Origin of the sequence: Streptomyces sp. NPDC048825, from assembly GCF_043198355.1 — a bacterium.
GTDB lineage: Bacteria > Actinomycetota > Actinomycetes > Streptomycetales > Streptomycetaceae > Streptomyces > Streptomyces xiangluensis.
The window spans coordinates 17,052-42,662 of the sequence record NZ_JBICUR010000023.1 but is presented as its reverse complement, the minus strand read 5'-3'; the positions used below and the strand labels follow the sequence as shown (position 1 = coordinate 42,662).

Here is a 25,611-nt window from a genome sequence, read left to right as displayed (position 1 = left end):
CCATCACCGGGAGCGGGCTCTCGTACGTCGTTAAGGTGAACCCATGCGCACACCCCCACGCTTTGATCGCGGCCATACCGACGACCTCATGTCCTTCCTGACGGCAAGCCCGTCGCCGTATCACGCGGTGGCGAACGCGGCCGAGCGGCTGGAGAAGGCCGGCTTCAGGCAGGTCGCCGAGACGGACGCGTGGGAGGGGGCGCACGGCGGGAAGTACGTGGTGCGCGGGGGCGCGATCGTGGCCTGGTACGTGCCCGAGGGCGCCGAGCCGCACACGCCGTTCCGGATCGTCGGGGCCCACACCGACTCCCCCAACCTGCGTGTGAAGCCGCGGCCGGACAGCGGAGCGCACGGCTGGCGCCAGGTCGCGGTCGAGGTCTACGGCGGCCCGCTGCTCAACTCCTGGCTGGACCGCGACCTGGGCCTCGCCGGCCGGCTCTCACTGCGCGACGGCACGAGCCACCTCGTGAACATCGACCGGGCCCTGCTGAGAGTTCCCCAACTCGCCATCCACCTGGACCGTTCGGTCACCACAGAGGGCCTCAAGCTCGACAAGCAGCGGCATCTCCAGCCGATCTGGGGCCTCGGCAACGACGTACGCGACGGGGACCTGATCCGCTTCCTGGAGCGGGAATCCGGGCTGGCCGAGGGCGAGGTCACCGGCTGGGACCTGATGACGCACTCCATCGAGCCGCCGTCGTACCTGGGCCGGGACAAGGAGCTGGTCGCCGGCCCGCGCATGGACAACCTCCTGTCCGTGCACGCGGGTACGGCCGCGCTGGCGGCCGTCGCGACCTGTGACGCTGCCCTCCTGTCCATCCCGGTGCTCGCGGCGTTCGACCACGAGGAGAACGGCTCGCAGTCGGACACGGGAGCGGACGGTCCGCTGCTCGGGAGTGTGCTGGAGCGTTCGGTGTTCGCGCGCGGCGGTACGTATGAGGACAGGGCGCGCGCCTTCGCCGGCACGGTCTGCCTGTCCTCCGACACGGGCCACGCGGTCCACCCGAACTACGCCGAGCGCCACGACCCGACGCACCACCCGCGCGCGGGCGGGGGCCCCATCCTCAAGGTCAACGTCAACAACCGCTACGCCACGGACGGTTCGGGCCGCGCGATCTTCGCCGCCGCCTGCGAGAAGGCCGCCGTCCCCTTCCAGTCCTTCGTCTCCAACAACTCGATGCCGTGCGGCACGACCATCGGCCCCATCACCGCCGCCCGCCACGGCATCAAGACGGTCGACATCGGCGTCGCCATCCTCTCCATGCACAGCGCCCGCGAACTATGCGCCACGGAGGACCCGTTCCTGCTGGGGAACGCGTTGATGGCGTTCCTGGAGGGATAGTTCTCCCCAAGCTTCTACATGAAGTGAGTGCTCGCCTCCGCATGGCCGGTCCGGCGGAGGGTACCCGGCCCGGGTCCGCAACAGCCGTTGAACACGGACAGCACAGGGAGGCCGGACTCATGGGTCTTGGTGGTTGCATCATTCTGATCGCGGTGGGGGCCATCCTCACGTTCGCGACCGACTGGGACATGCAGGGAGTCAACCTCGACCTGGTCGGAATCATCCTGATCATCGTCGGCCTGATCGGCGTCGCGACGTTCAGCAGCGTCGCCAAGCGCAGGCGTGTGGTGGTACCGCCCACAACCCCGGTGATCGACGAGGAACGGCACCACAGCCGCCGGGATGGATACAGCGACGGTTACGGCATCTGATCGTCTTCCTCTGCCGGTGAACGTGGCGGGCCGGGTCGCTGGGCGCCCGCGAGCTGACTCAGGTCGCCACAGGCGCGACCAGCGACCCACAACCCGCACCCGACAACGAACGCACCCGCCAGGCCACCGGCGGCACCGTCACAGGACGCGGTCCTTCAGTGCCGGGAACTGATCCCTCGTCACGCCCACCTTCCCCGGATCGAACTCCACCGTGAGCACCTCCTCGTCCGGGCCCGCCTCGGCCAGTACCTCGCCCCAGGGATCCACCACGATCGAGTGACCGGCCTGCGGAACTCCCGCATGCGTGCCGGCCGTTCCACACGCGAGGACGTACGACTGGTTTTCCACCGCGCGGGCCCGGGCCAGGAGCGTCCAGTGGGAGCGGCGGCGTTCGGGCCAGCCGGCGGGGATGACGAGAGTTTCGGCGCCGGCGTCGACGAGGCGGCGGAAGAGTTCGGGGAAGCGAAGGTCGTAGCAGGTCGCGAGGCCGAGCATGGTCGACGGCAGTCGTACGGTGACGACGTCCGTGCCCGCGCTCATCAGCACCGCCTCACCCTTGTCGAAGCCGAAGCGGTGGATCTTGCGGTACGAGGCGGTCAGTTCGCCGGAGGGGGAGAAGACGAGTGAGGTGTTGTAGAGGAGGCCGTCGGGGTCCCTCTCGGGGATGGAGCCCGCGTGCAGCCATACGCCCGCGTCGCTCGCCGCTTTGGCCATCGCGTCGTACGTAGGCCCCTGAAGCGGCTCGGCCTGAGTCCCGAAGGACTCGTAGGCGAACGCCCCCGTGGTCCACAGTTCGGGCAGCACGACCAGATCGGCACCGGCCTGCTCGCGGACGAGGGCAGCCACACGTTCTCGGCGCGCGTCGATCGATTCGCCCCCTTCGTCGTCGTATACACCGATCTGGATGAGGGAGGCGCGCACACTACCACCGTCCTGGCATTCGAACTGCGAAACGGGCCTACGATCGTCACACGAAAGCACTGCCGGGGTGCCTTGGAGCAGCGTAACTTAGCGGTCCAAGACACCCATGCCCGCGCACGAACCGCCCGAGGGGTCCCGTGAGTCTCCATCCCAGCCTTCAGACCTATGCCGATGCCTGGACCCACTCAGTGGAAGCGATATCCGAGCTGGTGCAGCCGCTCGTGGAGGGTGAGTGGAACCGGCGGACACCCTGTCCGGGCTGGTCCGTCCGGGACATCGTCTCGCACGTGATCGGTCTGGACTGCGAGATGCTCGGCGATCCCCGCCCGATCCACACGCTGCCGCGCGATCTGTACCACGTGTCGAACGAGCACCAGCGGTACATGGAGATGCAGGTCGACGTGCGCCGTCACCACACGGCACCGGAGATGACGTCCGAGCTGGAGTACACGATCATCCGCCGCAACCGGCAGCTGCGGAACGAGTCGCGCGAACCGCACGCCAAGGTGCGCGGTCCGCTGGGCTCGGAGATCACCCTCGAACAGTCCATGCGGTACCGCGCCTTCGACGTCTGGGTGCACGAGCAGGACCTGCGCACCGCGCTCGGCCGGCCGGGCAATCTGGACTCGCCGGGTGCGTACATCGTGCGCGACGAGCTGCTCGCCGTACTGCCGAAGGTCGTCGCCAAGGAAGCGGGCGCGCCCGCGAACTCCGCGGTCGTCCTCGATGTGCACGGACCGGTCGAATTCCTGCGCACGGTCCGCGTCGACGCGGAGGGCCACGGGACGATAGACGGCGCGCCGTCGCTCGGTCCGGCGGCCACCCTCACGCTCGACTGGGAGACGTACTTCCGGCTGGCCTGCGGCCGCGTCACCGTCGACTCGGTGGCCGACCGCATCAAGACGGAGGGCGATCCGGAGCTGGCGGCGGCGATCCTGCGGCACTTCGTGGTCACGCAGTAGCGCACGCACCGGCGAGGGCCGCGGGTGCGCCGGACGCCTGCGCGGGGATCGGGCCCCGGCGGGCGCGGAGTGTTCGCCTCGCGGCCCGCCGTGGGGCGGCCCGTCATCGTGCGGTCGCGGCCCGCCGTGGGAGGCCCGCCGTCGAACGGTCACGGTCAGCGGACGGGGCGCAGCCGTCCTCGGTGATGCTGGTCGCAGAGCAACACCTCGGCTGCGAAGGGCAGCTACGGACAACCGTCCCGCGTCACGCGGGAACGTGCACCGTCTCCACCCGGCTCGCGACCAGCCGTTCGCGCTCACGGCGGGCCGCTTGGCGGCGCAGCCGCAGGATCTGGCCGAGGCCGAGTGCCTGGAGCACGAACACCGCGGAGAAGGCGACACCGTAGTCGTCACCGGTGGCGTCCAGCAGCGCACCGATCGCGAACAGCGTCGTCATCGAGGCGACGAAACCACCCATGTTGGTGATTCCGGAGGCCGTGCCCTGACGCTCGGGCGGGTTCGCCGGCCGTGCGAAGTCGAATCCGATCATCGAGGCGGGGCCGCAGGCGCCGAGCACCGTGCAGAGGACGATCAGCAGCCACATCGGCGCGTGGTCGGCGGGGTACGCGAGCGTGGCGGCCCAGACGGCCGCCGTCGACAGCACCGTGCCGAGCGCCAGCGGAAGCCGCGCCGCGTGGTGCCGGGCGACGATCTGCCCGTACACCAGGCCGATGACCATGTTGGAGAGCACGACCAGCGTCAGCAGCTCGCCGGCCGTCGCCCGCGAGAGGCCCTGTGCCTCGACGAGGAACGGCAGGCCCCACAGCAGCAGGAACACCATCGCCGGGAACTGCGTCGTGAAGTGCACCCACAGCCCGAGCCGCGTCCCGGGCTCCCGCCAGGACGCGACGATCTGTCGGCGCACATACGCGCCGCCACGGTGCGGGAACGGCTCCGGCTCGTGCCCCTCGGGGTGGTCCTTGAGGAACAGCAGCATCAGTACGAGGACGAGGACGCCCGCGAGCGAGCTGCCCGCGAAGGCGGCGGTCCAGCCGACGCCGTGCAGCAGCCGGGCCAGGACGAGCGTCGAGACGAGGTTGCCCGCCATGCCCACCAGGCCCGCGAGCTGCGCGACCATCGGGCCGCGCCGGGCCGGGAACCAGCGCGCCCCGAGCCGCAGCACGCTGATGAACGTCATCGCGTCACCGCAGCCGAGCAGCGCGCGCGACGCCAGCGCCATCCCGTACGAGGGTGAGAAGGCGAAGCTCAACTGACCCGCCGTGAACAGCAGCACGCCGATGGTCAGCACCTTCTTGGTGCCGAGCCGGTCCACCAGCAGGCCGACGGGTATCTGCATGCCCGCGTAGACGAGGAGCTGGAGGATGGAGAAGGTGGACAGCGCGGAGGCGCCCACGTCGAAGCGGTCGGCGGCGTCAAGTCCGGCCACCCCCAGGGACGTACGGAAGATGACCGCGACGAAGTAGACGGAGACGCCGACGGACCAGACGAGGACTGCGCGGCGGCCGCCGGGCGGGTCGCCGGGGAGGGCCGCGGGCGTGGAGCGTGCCCGAGCGGTCATCGGACATCACCTCGGGCGAGGCTGGAGAACCAACTGACGTGCCGGTGGACCAGGTCGACGGCCGCCTCCGCGTCGCCGGAGCGCAGCGCTTCGAGGATCTCGCGGTGTTCGGTGAGCGTCTTGGTGATGCGGTCGGGGTGGGCGTGCATCACGGCGACGCCCATGCGCAACTGCCGGTCGCGCAGCTGGTCGTAGAGCCGCGAGAGGATTTCGTTCCCTCCGCTGCGGACGATCTCGGCGTGGAAGCAGCGGTCGGTGACGGCGGCTGCCGCCAGGTCGCCCGCCTCGGCCTGTTCCCGCTGCTTGTCCAGGAGTTCGGTGAGGCGCCCGATGAGCGCGGGCGAGGCCGGCACCGCCTTGCGGATCGCGTGCTCCTCGACGAGCTGCCGGGTCTCCACGACATCAGCGATCTCCTGCGCGGAGACGGACAGGACCAGCGCGCCCTTCTTCGGGTAGAGCCTGATCAGCCCCTCGACCTCGAGCTTCAGCAGCGCCTCGCGAACGGGGGTGCGTGACACACCGACCGCCTCGGCCAGCTCGCCCTCGGTGAGCAGCGTCCCGCCCTCGTACCGGCGCTCCAGGACTCCCTGCTTGACGTGGGCGTAGACGCGCTCGGCGGCGGGGGGTTGCTTGGCGAGTTGCTGCTTGGCTGGTCCGGACGCGGTCTTGCTCGAAGTCGGGGAGGACGCTGCAGGCATGCGCACAGCATAGATACAACACGTACGCATCGTCGCGGGCCGTCCAGGATGCGGACGCACGGCGTTAAAGGCACCCCGCCTCGCAGACGCCACAACCTCCTGTGCTACTTACGTGTCATACGTGTCGCAGGAGCAGGCGACTCGCTCGAGTCGCCGCCAAGTGGCCGCCCCTCAAGGGCGTTTGGGGCATACGACGTAATCGGGGTACTTGACTTGAAAACCGGCATTAAGGGCGTACGGGTCCGCAGAGCTGCCGCCGTGATCATCACCGCCGGAGCCATGTTCGCGACCGGAGCCCTCACCGCGGCGCCCGCAACGGCCCTCACCGTGCCCACGATCGCCGCCAAGGGCGGCTACGTGATGAACAACGGCACCGGCAGGACGCTTTACACGAAGGCCGCGGACACCCGCCGCTCCACCGGCTCGACCACGAAGATCATGACCGCGAAGGTCGTGCTGTCGCAGCCGAACCTCAACCTGGACGCCAAGGTCACGATCCAGAAGGCGTACAGCGACTACATCGTCCAGAACAACTGGGCCTCGAACGCCAAGCTGATCGTCGGCGACAAGGTAACGGTCCGTCAGTTGCTGTACGGGCTGATGCTGCCGTCCGGCTGCGACGCCGCGTACGCGCTCGCCGACAAGTTCGGCTCCGGCACGACGCGGGCCGCCCGCGTGAAGTCGTTCATCGGCAAGATGAACAAGCAGGCCAGGGACCTCGGCCTGGCGAACACTCACTTCGACTCGTTCGACGGCATCGGCAGGGGCGCGAACTACTCCACGCCGCGCGATCTCACGAAGATCGCCAGCAGTGCGATGAAGAACTCCACGTTCCGCTCGGTCGTCAAGACGAAGTCGTACACGGCGAAGACGACCACGAAGACCGGCGGCACCCGCACGATGGCGCCGTGGACGAACACGAACCCCCTCCTCGGCACCTACACCGGCGCCATCGGCGTCAAGACCGGCTCTGGACCGGAGGCCCAGTACTGCCTGGTCTTCGCCGCCACCCGCGACGGCAAGACGGTCATCGGCACGGTGCTCGCGTCGACTTCGTCGACGAACCGCGCATCGGACGCGAAGAAGCTGATGGATTACGCCTTCGCGCGATAGGACGCTCTTGGAGGCCGCCGTAAGAGCGTCGGCTCCAGAGGTACGACGGAGAGGGCCCGCCAGCGCCTACACGGCATGCGGCGGGCCCTCTCCGGACTCCGGCGCCGGCCGGCGGCGCCGGAGGGCCACCCGCGAACCCCTGATCGCGTCCCACGAAGGCTGACGGCAGGGAGGCAAAGGGGGCGCCGCAATCCGAAATTGCGGCGCCCCCTTCATCGTTGAACCCATCCGGCCGACGGCCTCACGCCCAGGTGATCAGCCGCTTCGGCTGTTCCAGGATCGCCGCCACATCCGCCAGCACCTTGGAGCCCAGCTCGCCGTCCACCAGGCGGTGGTCGAAGCTCAGCGCCAGTGTCGTGACCTGGCGCGGCTTCACCTTGCCCTTGTGGACCCACGGCTGGAGCTTGATGGTGCCGACGGCGAGGATCGCGGACTCCCCGGGAGGGAGGATCGGCGTGCCGGTGTCGACGCCGAAGACGCCGACGTTTGTGATCGTGACCGTGCCGCCGTGCATGGCTGCGGGGGACGTCTTGCCCTCGCGGGCCGTTGACACCAACTCGCCGAGTGCGGCGGCCAGTTCGGGCAGGGTCTTGGTGTGGGCGTCCTTGATGTTCGGGACGATCAGGCCGCGGGGGGTGGCCGCCGCGATGCCGAGGTTCACGTAGTGCTTGACCACGATCTCCTGGTTCGCCTCGTCCCAGGACGCGTTCACCTCAGGATGCCGCTTGATCGCCACAAGGAGGGCCTTGGCGATGAGCAGGAGGGGGTTCACGCGCAGGCCCGCGAGGTCCTTGTCCTGCTTGAGCTCCTCGATGAGCCTCATCGTCCGGGTCACGTCGACCGTCACGAACTCGGTGACATGCGGCGCCGTGAACGCCGAGTCGATCATCGCGGTCGCCGTGGCCTTGCGGACGCCCTTGATGGGGATACGGGTCTCACGGGCGCCCTCGTGCGACACCGCCGCCGGTGCCTGCGCCGGTGCTGGAGCGGCTACGGGAGTCCGCACCGGCTCGGGAGCCGGAGGCGCCGACGCCGCGTGCACGTCCTCGCGCGTGATGATCCCGTCCGGCCCGGACGGCGTGACCGTCGCCAGGTCCACTCCCAGGTCCTTGGCCAGCTTGCGCACCGGCGGCTTCGCCAGCGGGCGGCCCCCCACCGGAGTTGCACTGCCGGCCGAAGGCGGACTGCTCACCGGAGAGGGGCGGTCCACCGGCGTGGTGTGCCCGTTCAGCTCGCCCTGGAGGGCAGCCGCAGCCTCGGGCTGCTGGGTCTGGACTCGGGCCTGGGCCTGGGCCTGCTGAACCGGAACTCCCTTACGGGGACGACGCTTCGTCGACGCCTCGGACACGCCGTACCCGACCAGGACCGGCTTGCGCCCCTCGGGCTTCGGCGCCTCCGGTGCGGACGGTGTCGGTGTCGGAGCCGGAGTCTCGGCAGGCGTCTCGGACTCCGCGACCGAAGCGGCACCACCGGCCTCACCGGCCCCGGCATCCCCACCGCCCTCGTCGACCGTGATGATCGCCGTGCCCACGTCGACCGTCGCCCCTTCAGGGAACCGAAGCTCCCGCACCACCCCGTTGTACGGGATCGGCAGTTCGACGGCCGCCTTCGCCGTCTCGACCTCGCAGACCACCTGCCCGTCCGTGACGGAGTCACCAGGCTGCACGTACCACTTGAGGATCTCGGCCTCGGTGAGTCCCTCGCCCACGTCGGGCATCTTGAACTCCCGCACGGACGCTTCCGTCATCGTCGTCACGACCCTCTCCTCAGTACGCCAGCGAGCGGTCGACGGCATCGAGCACCCGGTCCAGGCCCGGAAGGTACTCGTCCTCCAGGCGCGCCGGCGGATACGGGGCGTGATAGCCGCCGACCCTCAGAACAGGTGCCTCCAGGTGGTAGAAGCACCGCTCGGTGATGCGGGCGGCGATCTCCGCACCGGAGCCGAAGAACACCGGAGCCTCATGGACCACGACCAGGCGGCCGGTCTTCTCGACCGAGGCCTGGACGGTGTCGAAGTCGATCGGCGAGACCGAGCGCAGGTCCAGGACCTCCAGCGACTTGCCCTCCTCCGCGGCAGCGTTCGCGACCTCCTGGCAGACCTTCACCATCGGGCCGTACGCGGCAAGCGTCAGGTCGCTGCCCTCGCGCACGACACGGGCCTTGTGCAGCGGCCCGGGGATCGCCTCGGCGTCGACCTCGGACTTGTCCCAATAGCGCCGCTTGGGCTCGAAGAAGATCACCGGGTCGTCGCTGTGGATGGCCTGCTGCATCATCCAGTAGGCGTCGCTGGCGTTCGACGGAGAGACCACCTTCAGGCCGGCCACATGCGCGAACAGCGCTTCCGGGGACTCGGAGTGGTGCTCGACGGCGCCGATTCCACCGCCGTACGGAATGCGGATGACGACCGGCATCTTGATCTTGCCGAGTGCTCGCGCGTGCATCTTCGCGAGCTGCGTGACGATCTGGTCGTACGCGGGGAACACGAAGCCGTCGAACTGGATCTCCACCACCGGGCGGTAGCCCCGCAGTGCGAGGCCGATCGCTGTGCCGACGATGCCCGACTCGGCGAGCGGGGTGTCGATGACCCGGTCCTCGCCGAAGTCCTTCTGCAGCCCGTCGGTGACCCGGAAGACACCGCCGAGCTTGCCGACGTCCTCGCCCATGATCAGGACCTTCGGGTCGGCGTCGAGGGCCGTACGCAGCGATTCGTTGATCGCCTTGGCCAGCGCCATCTTTTCTGCCGCCATCGCTACTCGCCCTCCCCTTCCTGAACGAACGACGCCTGGTAGGCGGCGAACTGGGCCCGCTCCTCGTCGACGAGCGCGTGCCCGTCCGCGTACACGTTCTCGAAGATGGCGAAGTGGTCCGGGTCCGGCATGGCACGTACCACTTCGCGCACTCGCCTGCCCAACGCCTCGCTCTCGGCTTCGAGTTCCCCGAAAAATCCCTCATTCGTGTCAGTTTCGGACGCCAGATAGCTGCGCAGGCGCTGGATCGGGTCCTTCGCCTCCCATGAAATCCGCTCGTCGTCGTGCCGATAGCGGCTCGGGTCGTCGGAGGTGGTGTGCGCGCCCATGCGGTACGTGTACGCCTCTACGAGCGTGGGTCCCTCGCCCCGGCGGGCCCGCTCCAGGGCCCACTTGGTGACGGCCAGGCAGGCCAGTACGTCATTGCCGTCGACGCGCACGCCCGGGAAGCCGTAGCCCTGTGCCCGCTGGTAGAGCGGGACGCGGCTCTGCTTCTCGGTGGGCTCGGAGATCGCCCACTGGTTGTTCTGGCAGAAGAACACCACAGGGGCGTTGTAGACCGCGGAGAAGGTGAACGATTCGGCAACATCGCCCTGGCTGGAGGCGCCGTCCCCGAAGTACGCGATCACGGCCGAGTCCGCGCCGTCCTTGGCCACGCCCATCGCATAGCCGGTGGCGTGCAGGGTCTGCGAGCCGATGACGATCGTGTAGAGGTGGAAGTTGTTGCCGTTCGGGTCCCAGCCGCCGTTGTTCACGCCGCGGAACATGCCGAGCAGGTTGGTCGGGTCGACGCCGCGGCACCAGGCGACGCCGTGCTCGCGGTAGGTCGGGAAGACGTAGTCGTCGTCGCGCAGGGCCCGCCCGGAGCCGATCTGGGCGGCCTCCTGGCCGAGCAGCGAGGCCCACAGGCCCAGTTCGCCCTGACGCTGCAGCGAGGTCGCCTCGGCGTCGAAGCGGCGGGTGAGCACCATGTCGCGGTACAGACCGCGCAGCTCTTCAGGGGTGATGTCGGCGACGTACGGGTCGTACTCGGCATGCTTGACGCGCTTGCCCTCCGGCGTCAGCAGCTGCACGAGCTCGGTGTCCCGGCTCGGCGGCTTCTTGGCGCTGGTGCGCTTGGTGCCGGCGCTGCGTCGCGGCTTGCGCGCGGCAGTGCTCTCCACGGTCACGTGTGCTCCTCCGTCGGTCCGGCCCCCCGGGGTTGCCGGGTGACCAGTGCGGCTCGCCTGTTCCAGTACCCGTGCACGGGTAGGTGCCCTCAGCCGGGAACAGGCGTGACAGGTGCCCCGGCGAGCGCCCTGCAACTAGCACGTTACCCAGTGCCCCACACCCGTGGGAAACCCTTCCTGACCTGCGTTTTTGCTTGGATATCCAAGTACCCTGTGGTCGGATTTCCGCACAGATCGCGCCGGTCGGGAACAGCCGCTGGTCACAGCCTTGCAGGGGGCCGGAACACCGGCACGTTATCCCGGTCACCCTGGGGACGGGAAGAGTTCGCCTCGGTGGAACAGTGAGCCCATTTGTGACCGATCGGCGGTGCGGACCAGAACCACATGGGCACCGTCTGTGACAAACGCAAGGTCAACGGCGTGTTCAGTGACCTAACATCTGGCGCGTGCCGCGCTCATCTGTACTCCCCGCTGCCTGCCCCGGGCCCTCCGCCGGGCCCCCGCTGGGCCCCCTGTTGCGGCGGTACGCCGCCGGATCCCCACTGGCCTGCGAACCTGTGGACCAGGGGCTGCTCAATCGCGGCTACCGTCTCGCCACGACCCACGGCCGGTATTTCCTCAAGCATCACTTCGACCCCGAGACCGCCGACCCGGCCGCGATCGCCCGCCAGCATCACGCGACCCGGCTCCTCGCCGACCTCGGCATCCCGGTCGCCCCGCCGCTGACCGGTACCGACGGCCGTACGGTCGCCGTCATCGGCGGCCACGCCTATGCGCTGCACCCCTGGATCGAGGGGCGCCACCGTGGCGGCGCCCAGCTGACCACCGAGCAGTGCCGGCGCCTCGGCGCGCTCCTGGGAGTCGTGCACGCGTCCCTGGAGCGGGTGATGCCGCAGCGCCAGGCCGAGGCACGAGCGCAGAGCGCCGACCTCGCCGACACCTTCGCGCTCATCGACGACCTGCTCGCCCGGGTACGCCGCCACCGCCCGCCGGACGACTTCGATGAGTTGGCCCGCCACCGGCTCCTGGAACGGCGGGCTCTCCTGGAGCGGCACGCCGACCGGCGCCCACCGCAGGGCGGCTCCGTGGGCTGGGTGCACGGGGACTTCCATCCCTTCAACGTGCTCTACAAGGGGGATGCTCCCGCCGCGATCGTCGACTGGGACCGCCTCGGGGTCCAGCCACGGGCCGAGGAGGCCGTACGCGCCGCGGTGATCTTTTTCGTACGTCCCGACGGCGCTCTCGATCTGGCGAAAGTACGGGCCTACGCGCGTGCGTACCGGCGTTCCGCACACGCCACCCCGACCGAACTCTCGGCCGCCGTGCACCGCGTGTGGTGGGAGCGGCTCAACGACTTCTGGATACTGCGCTGGCACTACGAGCGGGGGGATACCCGCGCCGACCCGCAGTTCCCGGCGGCTTCCGCGCTCGCCGTGTGGTGGACGAAGGAGTACGCCGCGGTCTGCGGGGCGTTCGTGGGGTGAGGCGCGGCCACAGGGCACGCGCGCGTGGAGCCTGCCGAACGGCCCGCGCGCGTGGAGCCCGCTTTCGGGCCGCACGCGCGCGTGAAGGGTGCTTCGGGGTCAGTTGCCGCCGGTGGCGCCACCGGCAACAGCACCCGTCGGATCCTCCGTCGGCTCCGTGGGATCCTCCGTCGGGTCCTCCGTCGGATCCTCCGTCGGATCCGCAGTCGTGGGCGCCGCGGTCGTGGGGTTCGCCGTGGGCTCGGTCGGCTCCTGCGTCGGCTCCTTGGTCGGCTCGTCCGTCGGCTCGTACGTCGGCGGCGTGTAGTCCGGGTCACCACCCGTGCCGGCGCCGTCGTCCTGACTTTCCTCTTCCGTCGCCTCGGACGAGGGGCTCTCGCTCGGCGTGGGGTCCTTCTCGGTCTGCGAGGTCGTCGGCGACTGCGTGGTGTCGCCGCCCCCGCCACCGTTTTTATCCCTGTCCTGGAGGGCCAGCGCGACGCCCGCCCCGATGGCGATCACCGCGAGAACGGCCAGGATCCACAGCTTGCCGCGGCCGCTGCCCCGGTTGCCGTTGCCGTCGAAGCCCCCGTCGTCGCCCGAGCCGCGGTTCGGCAGGATCGGTGACGGGATCTGCGTGGTACCCGAGTCGCTCGGGTGCGGCATGACGTTCGTACCCGCCATGCCCATCGCCGAAGTGCCCCCGCCCTCGTGCATCATCACGGGACCGGTGTTCCAGGTGCCGCCGGTGTGGCCGCCCTGGTCGTACAGCATCTGCAGCGCGTACTGGACGAGCCCGCGCATCTCCTCGGCGGTCTGGAACCGGTCGTCCGGATCCTTGGCGAGGGAGCGCATGACCAGGCCGTCCAGCTCCGGCGGCGCCACGTCCGAGGCCTCGGACGGGGGTACCGGAATGTCCTGAACGTGCTGGTAGACCACCGACAACGGGGTCTCACCCGTGAACGGCGGCCGGAGCGCGAGAAGTTCGTACAGCAGACAGCCCGTCGCATACAGGTCGCTGCGGTGGTCGACGGCTTTGCCGAGCGCCTGCTCGGGCGAGAGGTACTGGGGCGTGCCCATGACCATGCCGGTCTGGGTCATCGTCGACTGCGCGCCGTGCAGGGCGCGCGCGATGCCGAAGTCCATCACCTTCACCGCGCCGGTGTTGGTGATGATCACGTTCGCGGGCTTGATGTCGCGGTGCACGATGCCGTGCTGGTGCGAGTACGCCAGCGCCTCAAGAACACCAGAGACGATGATCAGCGCCTGCTCGGGCCCGGGGGCCTCGGCGTTGAGCAGCAGATCGCGGATCGTACGGCCCTCGACGAGCTCCATGACGATGTACGGCACGGTGTTGCCGGCGATCACGTCCTCGCCGGAGTCGTAGACCGCCACCACCGCATGGTGGTTGAGGCCCGCCACCGACTGGGCCTCGCGCGTGAAGCGCGCCTTGGACACCGGGTCCTCGGCCAGGTCGGAGCGGAGCAGCTTGACCGCGACGGTACGTCCCAGGCGTACGTCCTCGGCCGCGAACACCTCGGCCATGCCGCCCCGGCCGAGTCTGTGGGTCAGCCGATACCGGCCATCCCCGACAAGCCCGCCGTTACCCCACATGTCCGGCGCATCTGACATACCGCCGCCAGTCGCCTCGGGGTCGGACGGGCCCTGAGCGCGCTGCTGCTGTGCCATCAGTCCTCGCCGTCGTTTCAGCCCGCGTCCGCGCGGTGGTTGTTACGGTCTCCGTCGGGCCACGCTACAGCCTCCGCATGAGGCGCCGGTCCGAGATGGACGGGTCATGAAACCCGTAGCGGGTCTCCGGGTGCAAATCCTGTGTACCGTCCGCACGTCACCTGTAACGCTTCCGCGACGCTTCTATCGCGTACGGTCACGGATCGGGCACCGCGCTTGACGTGTCAGTGCCCTCGGGCAGACTTGGCCGGGAATGCACAAAGGATCACCGACCGCGGGAGCACATCAGCAGCTTTCGCCCGCGCGACGGCGCACGCCGATGGGGGACGCAGAACATGAGCCAGGACGGCGCACAAGGCCGGTACGCGGGGCGTGCGGTCGCCGGCGGCCGCTACCAACTGCGTGATCTGCTCGGCGAAGGCGGCATGGCCTCGGTCCATCTCGCATACGACTCGGTGCTCGACCGACAAGTAGCGATCAAGACACTTCACACAGAGCTGGGACGCGAACAGGCCTTCCGTGAGCGCTTTCGCCGCGAGGCCCAGGCAGTGGCGAAACTCACGCACACGAACATCGTCTCGGTCTTCGACACCGGCGAGGACGACCTTGACGGCGCGACCACTCCGTACATCGTCATGGAGTACATCGAGGGCAAGCCGCTCGGCTCCGTCCTCGAGGCGGACATCGCGCAGTACGGCGCGATGCCCTCCGACAAGGCCCTGAAGATCACCGCGGATGTGCTGGCGGCGCTGGAGATCAGCCACGAGATGGGCCTGGTCCACCGCGACATCAAGCCGGGCAACGTCATGATGACGAAGCGGAACGTCGTCAAGGTGATGGACTTCGGCATCGCCCGCGCCATGCAGTCCGGCGTCACCTCCATGACCCAGACCGGCATGGTGGTCGGCACCCCGCAGTACCTCTCCCCGGAGCAGGCGCTGGGCCGCGGCGTGGACGCCCGCTCCGACCTGTACTCCGTCGGCATCATGCTCTTCCAGCTGGTCACCGGACGGCTGCCGTTCGAGGCGGACTCGCCGCTCGCGATCGCTTACGCACATGTCCAGGAGGAGCCCGTCGCGCCCTCCTCGATCAACCGCTCGCTGCCACCGGCCGTGGACTCGCTGATCGCCCGCGCGCTGAAGAAGAACCCGAACGAGCGCTTCCCGAGCGCCGAGGCAATGCGCGACGAGTGCCATCGCGTGACCCAGTCGCTGCACTCGGCCGCGCCGAACATCGTCCCCGGGGTGCAGACGTCGAGCGGCGCCGGTGTCGGCTCCGCGGTCTTCCCACCGATCGGCCAGACGGGCCCGAGCCCGGCGGGGAACGTCCAGACGCCGTACACACCCGGTCCGTACGGCCCACCGACCCCCTCGGCCACGCCGCAGTCCGCGGCCTACGGCTATCCGCAGCAGGGCGGCTACCCGACGCCCCCGCAGACCGCGGCGTACTCCCCGCAGCAGGGCCTGACGCCCCCGCCGCCCTACACGATCTCCCCGCAGCAGCCCTCGGCCCCCTCCCCGGGCGGCGGCCGCAAGAGCAACCTGCCGGTGATCATCGGCTCGGCCGTCGTCGCGCTCGCCGCAGTCGTCGGACTGATCCTGGCGCTGAACAGGGGTGGAGGCGGCGACCCGGGCGGTGACGACGACGCCAGCGGGTCCGCGACGCAGCAGCAGGAGGCCGGGTACAAGGCGCCGGACCCCTCGAAGACGATCGATCCGGAGAAGTGCACGGAGCCGGACGAGTCGTACAACGACCCCAACAAGATCAAGCTGCCCGACTTCACCTTCAAGAACATCGACTCGGTGAAGAAGTGCCTGCAGCAGGCAGGCTGGCAGTACGAAGAGAAGCCCGTCGACGAGAACACCTACGGCGACGGCACGATCATGAAACAGTTCCCCGCGGACGACACGGACGTCGACCCCAACAACATGCCCAAGATCCAGCTCGATGTCTCGACGGGCAATCCCTCCTGATCCTTGGGACATGATCTTCCGGACAAGCGAAGGGGCCCGGCATCCGTGCCGGGCCCCTTTCGTCTGCTGTCGTCTGCGCGGCCGCTTTACGCGTACGGCTCTACTGGTACGGCACTTAGAGGTACGTCACTTACAGGTACGGCCCGCCCGAGCGGCCGCCCTGGTGCGGTTCTTCGTCGCCCTCGCCGCCGACGCCCGGCGGCAGCGCGCGGCGCATCTGTTCCAGCTGGGCGCGGGCCGCCATCTGCTGGGCGAACAGGGTCGTCTGGATTCCGTGGAAGAGGCCCTCCAGCCAGCCCACCAACTGGGCCTGCGCGATACGCAGCTCGGCGTCGGAGGGAATGCCGTCGTCCGTGAACGGCAGGGAGAGCCGCTCGAGTTCCTCGACGAGATCGGGAGCGAGACCGTCCTCCAGCTCCTTCACCGAGCTGGCATGGATCTCTTTGAGGCGGACCCGGCTCGCCTCGTCCAGAGGTGCCGCACGCACCTCCTCCAGCAGTTGCTTGATCATGCTCCCGATGCGCATGACCTTGGCGGGCTGCTCCACCATCTCCGTCACCGGGACCTCGCGGGAGTCGTCGTCTCCTCCGCCGCCGAGAGCCATGCCATCCTGGCCCACGACCAGGATCTGTGGGTTCTCCGGCGACCTTTCGTTCCTCGGCATCTCCATGCCGTCATTCTCTCGCACTCGTACACCTCATCACCGTGGTGCCCCCTCGCAAAAGAGATCCACCGTGTACGGAATCGGTGTTCGCGTCGGGCGGACGGTCCCGTGAACGCCGGGCTTGTCACCGAATGTGACCGAGATGCCGGAATGCGGGACCCGTGTGACGCTTGATGCGTCTTGGCGCCCGAGCATCGGGAGGGGGTCATCGACATGACTCCGTGGCTTCGCACGCTGAGTACAGCCGGCCTGCTGCTGGTCCTGGGGGCGGTCCCCGCTCCTGTCTCGTACGCGTCACCCGCCTTGAACTCCTTGCTCGTTGCCCCGCCCACCGAGTCGTACGCCGGCGAGCCCGTCCCCACCGAGTCGCGTGCCGGCAGCAGTGCGGGCGTGGGGCGTCAGAGGCCGGGGCGGCAGGCGTCGCCGGAGGAGGATGCCGGCGCCATACGCACAGAGATCGACCCCGGCGTTCCCGAGGTGCCGGACATCCCGGTCGGCCCGGAGACCGGCGTCGGCTCCGACGTGGGCTCCGAGCCGTCACGGCACGCCGCGCCGCCGTCCTCCTCACAGCCCGTACTGCGCCTCCTCCCCCTGGGCAGCGGCCTGGTCCTCGTCGGGCTCGGCCTGGGGCTCGCGTTCCTCGGCCTGCGCGTACGGCGCGGCTGAGACGCCGTACGGGAGCGCGCTGAAGGGCCTTACGGGAGCGTCAGCAGCACCTTCCCGATGTGCCCGCTCTCCTCCAGCACGCGGTGCGCTGCGGCTGCCTCGCTCATCGACAGCTCGCGGTCGACGACCGGGCGTACATGGCCACCGGAGATCAGCGGCCAGACGTGCTCGCGTACGGCCGCGACGATCGCCGCCTTCTCGGCGACGGGCCGGGCACGCAACGAGGTGGCGGTGATGGCGGCCCGCTTGCCCAGAAGCGCGGCGAGGTTCAGCTCGCCCTTGGTGCCGCCCTGCAGGCCGATGACCGCGATGCGGCCGTTGGTGGCGAGTGCCTTGACGTTCCGGTCCAGGTACTTGGCGCCCATGATGTCGAGGATGACGTCCGCGCCCGCGCCGTCCGTGGCGGTCCTGATCTCCTCGACGAAGTCCTGCTCGCGGTAGTTGATCAGCACGTCCGCGCCCAGGTCGGCGCAGTACGCCAGCTTCTCCTTGCTGCCCGCCGTGACGGCGACTTTCGCGCCGACGGCCTTGGCCAGCTGGATCGCCATGGTGCCGATGCCGCTCGCACCGCCGTGCACGAGGAGGGTCTCGCCGGGGCGGAGGTGGGCGATCATGAAGACGTTGGACCAGACCGTACAGCTCACCTCGGGCAGCGCGGCCGCCTGCTGAAGCTCGATGCCCTGGGGCACGGGCAGCAGCTGTCCGGCCGGTACAGCGACCTTCTCGGCGTATCCGCCGCCCGCGAGCAGCGCGCACACCTCGTCGCCGACGGCCCATCCCGAAACGCCGGGGCCGAGTTCGGCAATGCGTCCGGAGCACTCGAGGCCGGGGTACGGGGAGGTGCCGGGCGGTGGATCGTAGAAGCCCTGCCTCTGGAGGAGATCGGCGCGGTTGACCGCCCCGGCCACCACCTCGACCAGCACTTCGCCCTCGCCGGGCACCGGATCCGGGACCTCGTCCCACACCAGCGCCTCGGGCCCACCAGGTTCAGGAATCGTGATCGCACGCATGCGGCGAGGCTACTCCCGGGGTTTCGGCCTACCGAAAGCCCCTCCTGCCGACGGCTCGGCCCCGGGCAGGCGCTTGGTGTCGGGCGCGACCTGCGTATGCGGCGTCTTCCGCACGATGGTGATCAGACGGTCCGTCAACTGGAGCTTCGCAAGGTCCGGATCGTCGTATCCGAGCACGCGATGCCCTCGTACGACACTGACCACCAGGTCCTCCACGTCCCGTGGACCACGCCCCACCTCGGCCTTCACGACGGGCCGTTCAACGATGTCGAGCCCGCTGCCCTGCTGGATGAGGTCCTCCAGGACCATGCCCGCGCTGGGGCTGAGCACCGAGAGCCCGAGCAGCCGTCCGGCCGCGCTCGCACTGGTGATCACGACATCGGCACCGGACTGGCGCAGCAGCGGCGCGTTCTCCTCCTCGCGGACCGCAGCCACGATCTTCGCCCCGCGATTGAGCTGCCGGGCCGTCAGCGCCACGAGTACGGCTGTGTCGTCGCGCTGGGTCGCGATGATGATCTGCCGCGCCTTCTGCACCTCGGCCCTGATCAGAACGTCGCTGCGCGTGGCATCGCCGACCACACCTGCGTACCCGTCCGCCGTCGCCGCGTCGACCACCTTCGTACTGGGGTCGACCACCACGACCTGCTCCTTTTTCAACCCTGTCGCACACACGGTCTGAATCGCCGACCGCCCCTTCGTCCCGAAGCCGATGACAACGGTGTGCTCCCTCAAAGCGGTCCTCCAGCGGTTCAGTCGCCATTCTTCCCGGGTGCGCTCGGTGAGGACCTCGAGAGTGGTGCCGACCAGGATGATCAGGAAGAGCACGCGCAGCGGCGTGATCACAAAGATGTTGGTGAACCGGGCGGCGTCGCTGACCGGGGTGATATCGCCGTACCCGGTGGTCGAGAGGGTGACCGTCGCGTAGTAGAAGGCGTCGAGCATATCGACCGCGCGGTCCGAGTTGTCGTTGTAGCCGTCGCGGTCGAGGTAGACGAGGAAGCCGGTCGAGATCAGGATCAGCAGCGCCATGACGACGCGCTTGGCGACCTGGCGAAACGGATGCTCCACGGTCCGGCGGGGAAGCCTCACCCGCTGAGTCACGAGACGTTCGTCGGCCTGGCGGGCGATCGCGTCCTGGCCCGGAAGTTTCACGTGAAACACTCCCCGATCCGGTTCATATGAGAGTCACCCCGAGTCGGTTCATGCGAGACCTGCCCCCATCCCGGCCATCGCCCACGGCAGCTCGAGGATCTCCAGCTCCTGGCCGGGGCGGCCACCGCTGGGCGGGACGACCGCGAGCGCGTCGGCCACGGCGATGCCGCGCAGCATGGCCGGGCCGTTGTAGTGCAGCGGCACGGCCCGGTCCTCGCGCAGCATGACGGGGATCAGCCGGGTGTCGTACGGATGCCCGTGCACCGCCTCCTGGAGGGGCAGTGTGTACGGCTCCGGGGCCGGGCGTCCCGCGAGCGTACGCAGCAGGGGTTCGGCGAGCGTGAGCAGGCCGGAGACGGCGGCGAGGGGGTTGCCGGGCAGACCGACGAGGTGCTGGTTCCTCTTGGTGCGGGCCAGCAGCATGGGGTGCCCGGGGCGCACCTTGACGCCGTTCACCAGGAGCTGGGCTCCGATGCGGCGCAGGGTGGGGTGGACATGGTCGACCGGGCCCGCGGCGGTGCCGCCGGTGGTGACGATGAGGTCGGCTTCGGAGTGCTGCAGTGCCTTGTGCAGGGCCTCGGCGTCGTCGCCGAGCCTGCGCACCGCGATGACGTCCGCGCCGAGCCCGCGCAGCCAGGGCGGCAGCATCGGGCCGAGCGCGTCACGGATCAGGCCCTCGTGGGGCAGTCCTTCGGTGAGCAATTCGTCGCCGAGGACGAGGACTTCGGCGCGTGGTCGCGGGACGGCGGAGACGGTGTCGTATCCGGCGGCGGCTGCGAGCCCGAGGACGGGTGGGGTGATGTGCGTCCCGGGAGGCAGGAGGGCGTCACCGGAGCGGCATTCCTGGCCGCGCGGCCGGATGTCCTGGCCGTGCACGACGTCCCGGGTCGCGTGCAGCCGGTCCTTGTCGTCGGTGCGGCCGTGCTCGCTGCGCAGGACGGCGGTGGCGTCCTGCGGGATGCGTGCGCCGGTGGCGATCCGGACCGCCTCTCCGTCGGTGAGCGGCGCCGGCTCGGCGTGCCCGGCGAGCACTCCTTCCGGCCGGACGTGCCACGGGCCGGGTCCGGCGACCGCCCAGCCGTCCATCGCGGACGTGTCGAACGAGGGGAGGTCCGTGAGGGCGGTGAGGGAGGCGGCGAGGACGAGTCCCAGCGCGGCGTCGAGTGGGACGGAGACGGGCGCGGTCGGGGTGCGGGGGGCTCGCGCGGCGGTGGCGCGTGCTTGTGGCCAAGGGGTGGCTTCGCCGGGCCGGTGGGCACCGCTGTCGTTGACCAAGGCGAGGGCCTCCTCCACGTCGAGGTCGACGTCCTCGTACTGCCCGTGGGCGGTCATCCGGCTTCCGGGCGGGCCTCGGCGGCGGGGGCGGCACCGGGGCCGGACGAGGCCTCTTTGGCCTCCTCCTCCGACCAGCGCAGCGCGAGCGCTGTCGCCTTGCGCGAGGCCTCGGCCACTGCCTCGGGACCTCCCTTGGCCTGGGCGGCCGCGTATCCGACGAGGAATGTCGTCAGCGGAGCCGCGGGCCGGGCCACATTGTGTGCGGCGTCGCGGGCGAGATCGAGCAGGATGCCGGTGTCGACGTCGAGGTCGATGCCCAGCTCTTCCTTGACTGCGGAAATCCATTCATCCAACACGTGCCCATGCTCCCTGATACGTGCCCGGGCGGCAGCGATGTCGTCCCAGGTGTCGCAGTCGAAGGACGCGACAGGGTCGGTGATACGGGTCAGGTCGAGCGCACCGGTCAGCAGCCGCAGCGGCAGCCCGGCCAGACCACCGTGCTCGGCGCCGAGCGCCGCCAGCTCACGGCGCAGCGCCGCATTCCGGTACGCGGCCACGAGCGGCTGATCGCGGCCATCGGGGTCGGTGAGCAGCACGCCTTCGGTGTCGGTCGACCGAACGGCGGCCAGCAGCCGTCGTACCGTCTCCTCGTCGAGGAACGGCAGATCGGCGGAGAGCACCACGACATACGCCGCCGAGGTCCGCCGGAGCCCCGCGTCGAGCGCGGCCAGCGGACCCGCGCCGGGCGGGTCCTCGCGCGCCCAAAGCACCGGGCGCGCGGTGGCCCTGCGGTCAGCCACGACCACGGTGGTGGCGGCGGAGGAACAGGCGGCCAGGACCCGGTCGAGCAGCGGGCGACCGCCCACGCGCACACCGGGCTTGTCGGCTCCGCCGAGCCGCCGGGCGGCACCTCCGGCGAGCACGACGGCGTCGTGTACATCGACACCGGAGTCGCCGGAGGTGCCGGGGGCCTGGTACGCGGTCACCCCACGAGTATGCGTGCCACGGCGATCACAGGGAACGCAGGAGTACCGTCGGCTGCTCCACGCAGTCCGCCACATACCGCAGGAATCCGCCCGCCGTGCCGCCGTCGCACACCCGGTGGTCGAAGGTGAGCGAGAGCTGTACGACTTGCCGCACCGCCAGCTCGCCCTCGTGCACCCAGGGCTTGGGGGCGATCCGGCCGACGCCGAGCATGGCCGCCTCGGGGTGGTTGATGATCGGCGTGGAGCCGTCGACGCCGAACACGCCGTAGTTGTTCAACGTGAAGGTTCCGCCGGTGAGTTCCCCTGGCGTGAGCGTTCCGGTCCGCGCCGCTTCAGTGAGCCGAGCGAACTCCGCGCTCAGCGACTGGGCGTCCCGCGTGTGCGCGTCCTTCACCACCGGCACCACGAGCCCCCGCTCGGTCTGCGCCGCGAACCCGAGGTGCACCTCGTCGAGCTGTACGACCTCTCTGGCGTCCATGTCGACCGTGGAGTTGAGCTCGGGATGGCGGGCGAGGGCGGCGGTGCAGATACGGGCGAGCAGCGCGAGGAGGGAGATCTTCGGTCCGCCGCTTGCGTTCATCGCCACGCGCGCGTGCAGGAGTTCCGTCGCGTCGGCGTCCACCCAGCAGGTCGCGTCGGGGATCTCCCGGCGGCTGCGGGCGAGCTTGTCGGCGACGACACCGCGTATGCCTCGCAGGGGGATGCGGGTGCCGGAGGCTGCCGGAAGGCTTGCCGCGCGCGGGAGAGTCTCACCGGCGGACGCGGCAGGCACGCGCGCGTGGGGGGCGGCCGAGGGCTCCGGCCCCGTCGGCGCGTACGACACAGCCCCGGTCTCCATCGCCTGGCCGCGAGCCCCGGCGGCGCGTGCCGCGTGCGCCGCGTGCGCCGCGTGCTCCACGTCTGCCCGCAGAATCAGTCCGTCGGGTCCGGATCCCGCCAACTCCCGCAGATCCAGGCCATACTCCCGGGCCAGCCGCCGCACGAGCGGGGAGATCACCGGCACCGGACCATCGGCGCGGCGTCCGTCCCCGCCACCCGGCCGGCCCTCGGTGGTGGCCACGTCCTGCGCGAGGCGGTGGGCGGCTGCCTCGTGCGCCGCCGTTCCGATGGCACCGCTGTCCGTACCCCGGTCGGCGGCCGACGTGTCCGCAGCGCGAGCGGCGGACGCCACGTCCGCGCTGACGGGCCCCTCCGTGGGCCGGCCCGGCGGCCGCCGCCCAGCAGACGCCGGGCCGGTCGGCCGTACCCTTCCGCGCCGCGCCGGCGGCGTTCCCGTGCCGTATCCCACGAGTACGTTGCCGGACCCCTCGTCCGCGTCACCGGAGGCGGGTGCTCCGACCGCCACCGTCAGCAGCGGTGCTCCGACGGGCAGTTCCGTGCCCTCCTCGCCGAAGCGGGACGTGACCACGCCGCCGTACGGGCAGGGCACCTCGACCATCGCCTTGGCCGTCTCGACCTCGACGACCGGCTGGTCGACGGCGACGACGTCGCCGACCTGGACGAGCCAGCGGACGATCTCCGCCTCGGTGAGCCCTTCGCCGAGGTCGGGCAGCCTGAATTCGAGGACCTGGGGCATCAGTTCTCCGCCTCCCACTGCAGCCGCGCGACCGCGTCCAGAATGCGGTCGACGCCGGGCAGATGGTGCCGCTCCAGCATCGGCGGCGGGTACGGGATGTCGAAACCGGCCACCCGCAACACCGGCGCCTCCAGGTAGTGGAAGCACCGCTCCGTGACCCGCGCGGCGATCTCCCCGCCCGGTCCGCCGAAGCCCCCGGACTCGTGCACCACGACGGCCCGCCCCGTGCGCCGTACGGACGCGGTCACCGTCTCGTCGTCGAACGGCACCAAGGAGCGCAGATCGACGACTTCGAGGTTCCAGCCCTCTGCCCGCGCCGCCTCGGCCGCCTCCAGGCAGACGGGCAGGGACGGCCCGTACGTGATCAGTGTGGCGCTCCGGCCCGAGCGCCGCACCACCGCGCGGCCTATCGGTTCAACAGCCGGTGGCTCCTCGGGGTTCCAGGAATCCTTCGACCAGTACAGGCGCTTGGGTTCGAGGAAGACGACCGGGTCGTCGGAGGCGATGGCGGCGCGCAGCAGCCCGTATGCGTCGGCGACCGTCGCGGGCGTGACGACATGGAGCCCCGGAGTCGCCATGTAGTACGCCTCGGAGGAGTCGCTGTGGTGCTCGACGCCGCCGATGCCTCCTCCGTAGGGGACACGGATCGTGATCGGCAGTGGCATCGCTCCGCGGGTGCGGTTGCGCATCCGCGACACGTGCGAGATCAGCTGCTCGAAGGCGGGGTAGGCGAAGGCGTCGAACTGCATCTCCACGACCGGCCGCAGCCCGTACATGGCCATGCCGACGGCCGTCCCCAGGATGCCCGCCTCGGCCAGCGGCGTGTCCGTACAGCGGTCCTCGCCGAATTCCTTGGCGAGCCCGTCGGTGACCCGGAAGACACCGCCGAGGGTGCCGACGTCCTCGCCCATGACGTGGACGGCCGGGTCGGCGGCCATCGCGTCGCGCAGGGCACGGCCGAGGGCCTGCGCCATGGTGGCCGGTTTCACGGCGACCGTGGTCATCGCGGCGCTCCCTCCGACTCGTGATGCCGCTCCTCGGCGGCCAGTTCGGCCCGCAACTGTGCCTCCTGTTCCAGGAGTTGGGTCGTGGGCCGGTCATAGACGTGCCCGAAGAGGTCCATCGGGTCGAGCGCCGGGTCCTGGTTCATGCGCTCGCGCAGGTCCGCGGCCATCGCCTCGGCGTCCTCGCGCGCGGCCTGGATGCCGGCCTCGTCGAGGAGCTCGCGCTCGGTCAGCGTGTGCTCCAGGAGGGCGATCGGATCGTGTGCGCGCCAGGCCTCGATCTCTGCGTCGCCGCGGTAGCGCTTGTCGTCGTCGGCGTTCGTGTGGGCGTCCATGCGGTACGTCACCGCCTCCACGAGCGTCGGTCCGCCTCCCGCGCGCGCGTGGGCCACGGCTTCGCCGAGGACCTGGTGCACCGCGGCCGCGTCGTTGCCGTCGACCAGGCGGCCCGGCATGCCATAACCGACCGCCTTGTGGGCGAGGGAAGGCGCGGCGGTCTGCTTGGCGAGCGGAACGGAGATCGCGAAACCGTTGTTCTGGACGAGGAAGACGACCGGGGCCTGCCAGACGGCGGCGAAGTTCAGTGCCTCGTGGAAGTCGCCCTCACTGGTGCCGCCGTCACCGACCAGGGCGAGCGCGACCACGTCGTCGCCCTGAAGACGCGCGGCATGCGCGAGGCCAACGGCATGCGGGAGCTGGGTCGCGAGGGGCGTGCACAGGGGCGCGATACGGCGCTCGCGAGGGTCGTATCCGCTGTGCCAGTCGCCGCGCAGGAGGCCCAGGGCCTGGACGGGGTCGAGGCCGCGGGCGACAGCGGCGAGCGTGTCGCGGTAGCTGGGGAAGAGCCAGTCGTGCTCTTCGAGGACGAGCGCGGCGGCGACCTGGCAGGCCTCCTGGCCGGTGGAGGAGGGGTAGACCGCGAGCCGGCCCTGCTTGGTGAGGGCGGTGGCCTGCGTGTTGTAGCGACGGCCGCGCACGAGCTCCCCGTACAGACGACGCAGCAGCCCCGGGTCGGCCTCGGCTGCCGCGTCCGTGCCGAGGACGCGGTACGGAACCTCGTCCGGCAACAGGGGGGCGGGGTCGGTGCGGGGCTGCCAGGCAGGCGGCGGGGTGGGCCGATAAGCGCCCCGCTGCTCCATGACCGTCATGACGGCACCTCCTCGTGGGAGTGGTCCGGCGGCACACCGGATGTGATGCGCCTCACCTACCGATTGTTCGGTCGTCGGCACATTTTGGCTACAGGCAGCTCCAGGCTGTGGACAATCGGTCCTC

General features: G+C 70.2%; 22 protein-coding genes. 7 read left to right on the top strand and 15 right to left on the bottom strand.

Translation table 11 applies throughout. The features are described from left to right. Nucleotides 1-43: 43 nt before the first annotated feature. Nucleotides 44-1,342: a M18 family aminopeptidase gene (locus ACGFNK_RS39275; RefSeq protein WP_393424041.1), complete on the top strand. Its 1,299-nt coding sequence runs from the start codon at nt 44-46 to the stop codon at nt 1,340-1,342. Between the two features lie 119 nt (nt 1,343-1,461). Then, on the top strand, nt 1,462-1,713 hold the full coding sequence (locus ACGFNK_RS39270) for a DUF6458 family protein (RefSeq protein WP_386339884.1): 252 nt from the start codon (nt 1,462-1,464) through the stop codon (nt 1,711-1,713). A gap of 138 nt (nt 1,714-1,851) precedes the next feature. Here ACGFNK_RS39270 and ACGFNK_RS39265 read toward each other — a convergent pair whose 3' ends face one another. After that, on the bottom strand, nt 1,852-2,634 hold the full coding sequence (locus ACGFNK_RS39265; RefSeq protein WP_393424036.1) for a carbon-nitrogen family hydrolase: 783 nt from the start codon (nt 2,632-2,634) through the stop codon (nt 1,852-1,854). Between the two features lie 137 nt (nt 2,635-2,771). Between ACGFNK_RS39265 and ACGFNK_RS39260 the strand changes: the two genes are divergently transcribed. Beyond that, a complete protein-coding gene (locus ACGFNK_RS39260; RefSeq protein ID WP_393424033.1) occupies nt 2,772-3,596 on the top strand; it encodes a maleylpyruvate isomerase family mycothiol-dependent enzyme in 825 nt (274 codons plus the stop codon). Nucleotides 3,597-3,840: 244 nt separating this feature from the next. On the opposite strand, the gene ACGFNK_RS39255 is transcribed toward ACGFNK_RS39260, so the two are convergent. Together ACGFNK_RS39255 and ACGFNK_RS39250 are read right to left on the bottom strand one after the other, a co-directional pair. Continuing rightward, nucleotides 3,841-5,154: a nitrate/nitrite transporter gene (locus ACGFNK_RS39255; protein WP_393424030.1), complete on the bottom strand. Its 1,314-nt coding sequence runs from the start codon at nt 5,152-5,154 to the stop codon at nt 3,841-3,843. Next, nucleotides 5,151-5,852: a GntR family transcriptional regulator gene (locus tag ACGFNK_RS39250; protein ID WP_393424027.1), complete on the bottom strand. Its 702-nt coding sequence runs from the start codon at nt 5,850-5,852 to the stop codon at nt 5,151-5,153. The genes ACGFNK_RS39255 and ACGFNK_RS39250 overlap by 4 nt, the downstream gene beginning before the upstream one ends. 213 nt (nt 5,853-6,065) lie before the next feature. Between ACGFNK_RS39250 and ACGFNK_RS39245 the strand changes: the two genes are divergently transcribed. Continuing rightward, a complete protein-coding gene (locus tag ACGFNK_RS39245) occupies nt 6,066-6,965 on the top strand; it encodes a D-alanyl-D-alanine carboxypeptidase family protein (protein WP_393424024.1) in 900 nt (299 codons plus the stop codon). 241 nt (nt 6,966-7,206) lie between these two features. Here the strand turns inward: ACGFNK_RS39245 and ACGFNK_RS39240 are convergent, their stop codons facing one another. From ACGFNK_RS39240 to pdhA (ACGFNK_RS39230), 3 genes are read right to left on the bottom strand one after another with little or no spacing between them, the layout of a single operon-like run. Further along, on the bottom strand, nt 7,207-8,721 hold the full coding sequence (locus ACGFNK_RS39240; RefSeq protein WP_393424021.1) for a dihydrolipoamide acetyltransferase family protein: 1,515 nt from the start codon (nt 8,719-8,721) through the stop codon (nt 7,207-7,209). A 10-nt stretch (nt 8,722-8,731) separates the two neighbouring features. Continuing rightward, nucleotides 8,732-9,712, bottom strand: coding sequence for an alpha-ketoacid dehydrogenase subunit beta (locus ACGFNK_RS39235; protein WP_393424018.1), 981 nt, complete (start codon nt 9,710-9,712; stop codon nt 8,732-8,734). A gap of 2 nt (nt 9,713-9,714) precedes the next feature. After that, nucleotides 9,715-10,881, bottom strand: coding sequence for a pyruvate dehydrogenase (acetyl-transferring) E1 component subunit alpha (gene pdhA / locus ACGFNK_RS39230; protein ID WP_393424015.1), 1,167 nt, complete (start codon nt 10,879-10,881; stop codon nt 9,715-9,717). Nucleotides 10,882-11,327: 446 nt separating this feature from the next. On the opposite strand from pdhA (ACGFNK_RS39230), the gene ACGFNK_RS39225 reads away from it, so the two are divergent. After that, complete coding sequence (locus tag ACGFNK_RS39225; protein ID WP_393424012.1) at nt 11,328-12,365, top strand: phosphotransferase; 1,038 nt, start codon at nt 11,328-11,330, stop codon at nt 12,363-12,365. A 99-nt stretch (nt 12,366-12,464) separates the two neighbouring features. Here ACGFNK_RS39225 and ACGFNK_RS39220 read toward each other — a convergent pair whose 3' ends face one another. Next, a complete protein-coding gene (locus tag ACGFNK_RS39220; RefSeq protein WP_393424009.1) occupies nt 12,465-14,033 on the bottom strand; it encodes a protein kinase in 1,569 nt (522 codons plus the stop codon). Nucleotides 14,034-14,368: 335 nt separating this feature from the next. Here ACGFNK_RS39220 and ACGFNK_RS39215 point away from each other — a divergent pair, with 335 nt between their 5' ends. Then, nucleotides 14,369-16,006 (top strand): protein kinase, encoded by a 1,638-nt coding sequence (locus ACGFNK_RS39215; protein WP_393424006.1) that lies wholly within the window; start codon nt 14,369-14,371, stop codon nt 16,004-16,006. A 130-nt stretch (nt 16,007-16,136) separates the two neighbouring features. Here ACGFNK_RS39215 and ACGFNK_RS39210 read toward each other — a convergent pair whose 3' ends face one another. Further along, nucleotides 16,137-16,676 carry a bacterial proteasome activator family protein gene (locus ACGFNK_RS39210; RefSeq protein ID WP_393424382.1) on the bottom strand — a complete coding sequence of 180 codons (540 nt, stop codon included), beginning with the start codon at nt 16,674-16,676 and terminating at the stop codon, nt 16,137-16,139. 207 nt (nt 16,677-16,883) lie between these two features. On the opposite strand from ACGFNK_RS39210, the gene ACGFNK_RS39205 reads away from it, so the two are divergent. Further along, nucleotides 16,884-17,336: a hypothetical protein gene (locus tag ACGFNK_RS39205; protein ID WP_393424003.1), complete on the top strand. Its 453-nt coding sequence runs from the start codon at nt 16,884-16,886 to the stop codon at nt 17,334-17,336. A gap of 29 nt (nt 17,337-17,365) precedes the next feature. Here the strand turns inward: ACGFNK_RS39205 and ACGFNK_RS39200 are convergent, their stop codons facing one another. From ACGFNK_RS39200 to pdhA (ACGFNK_RS39170), 7 genes are read right to left on the bottom strand one after another with little or no spacing between them, the layout of a single operon-like run. Beyond that, the gene (locus tag ACGFNK_RS39200) at nt 17,366-18,346 is read right to left on the bottom strand and encodes an NAD(P)H-quinone oxidoreductase (protein ID WP_393424000.1); all 981 of its coding nucleotides are present in this window, start codon (nt 18,344-18,346) and stop codon (nt 17,366-17,368) included. A 9-nt stretch (nt 18,347-18,355) separates the two neighbouring features. Beyond that, entirely contained in the window at nt 18,356-19,507 is a 1,152-nt protein-coding gene (locus tag ACGFNK_RS39195) for a potassium channel family protein (RefSeq protein ID WP_393423997.1), read from the bottom strand. Between the two features lie 39 nt (nt 19,508-19,546). Next, nucleotides 19,547-20,830: a molybdopterin molybdotransferase MoeA gene (locus ACGFNK_RS39190; RefSeq protein WP_393423994.1), complete on the bottom strand. Its 1,284-nt coding sequence runs from the start codon at nt 20,828-20,830 to the stop codon at nt 19,547-19,549. Continuing rightward, nucleotides 20,827-21,759, bottom strand: coding sequence for an NTP transferase domain-containing protein (locus tag ACGFNK_RS39185; protein WP_393423991.1), 933 nt, complete (start codon nt 21,757-21,759; stop codon nt 20,827-20,829). The genes ACGFNK_RS39190 and ACGFNK_RS39185 overlap by 4 nt, the downstream gene beginning before the upstream one ends. Before the next feature lie 25 nt (nt 21,760-21,784). After that, entirely contained in the window at nt 21,785-23,335 is a 1,551-nt protein-coding gene (locus tag ACGFNK_RS39180; protein ID WP_393423988.1) for a dihydrolipoamide acetyltransferase family protein, read from the bottom strand. Next, nucleotides 23,335-24,339 (bottom strand): alpha-ketoacid dehydrogenase subunit beta, encoded by a 1,005-nt coding sequence (locus tag ACGFNK_RS39175; RefSeq protein WP_393423985.1) that lies wholly within the window; start codon nt 24,337-24,339, stop codon nt 23,335-23,337. The genes ACGFNK_RS39180 and ACGFNK_RS39175 overlap by 1 nt, the downstream gene beginning before the upstream one ends. Further along, nucleotides 24,336-25,487 carry a pyruvate dehydrogenase (acetyl-transferring) E1 component subunit alpha gene (gene pdhA, locus ACGFNK_RS39170; protein ID WP_393423982.1) on the bottom strand — a complete coding sequence of 384 codons (1,152 nt, stop codon included), beginning with the start codon at nt 25,485-25,487 and terminating at the stop codon, nt 24,336-24,338. The genes ACGFNK_RS39175 and pdhA (ACGFNK_RS39170) overlap by 4 nt, the downstream gene beginning before the upstream one ends. Nucleotides 25,488-25,611 lie beyond the last annotated feature (124 nt).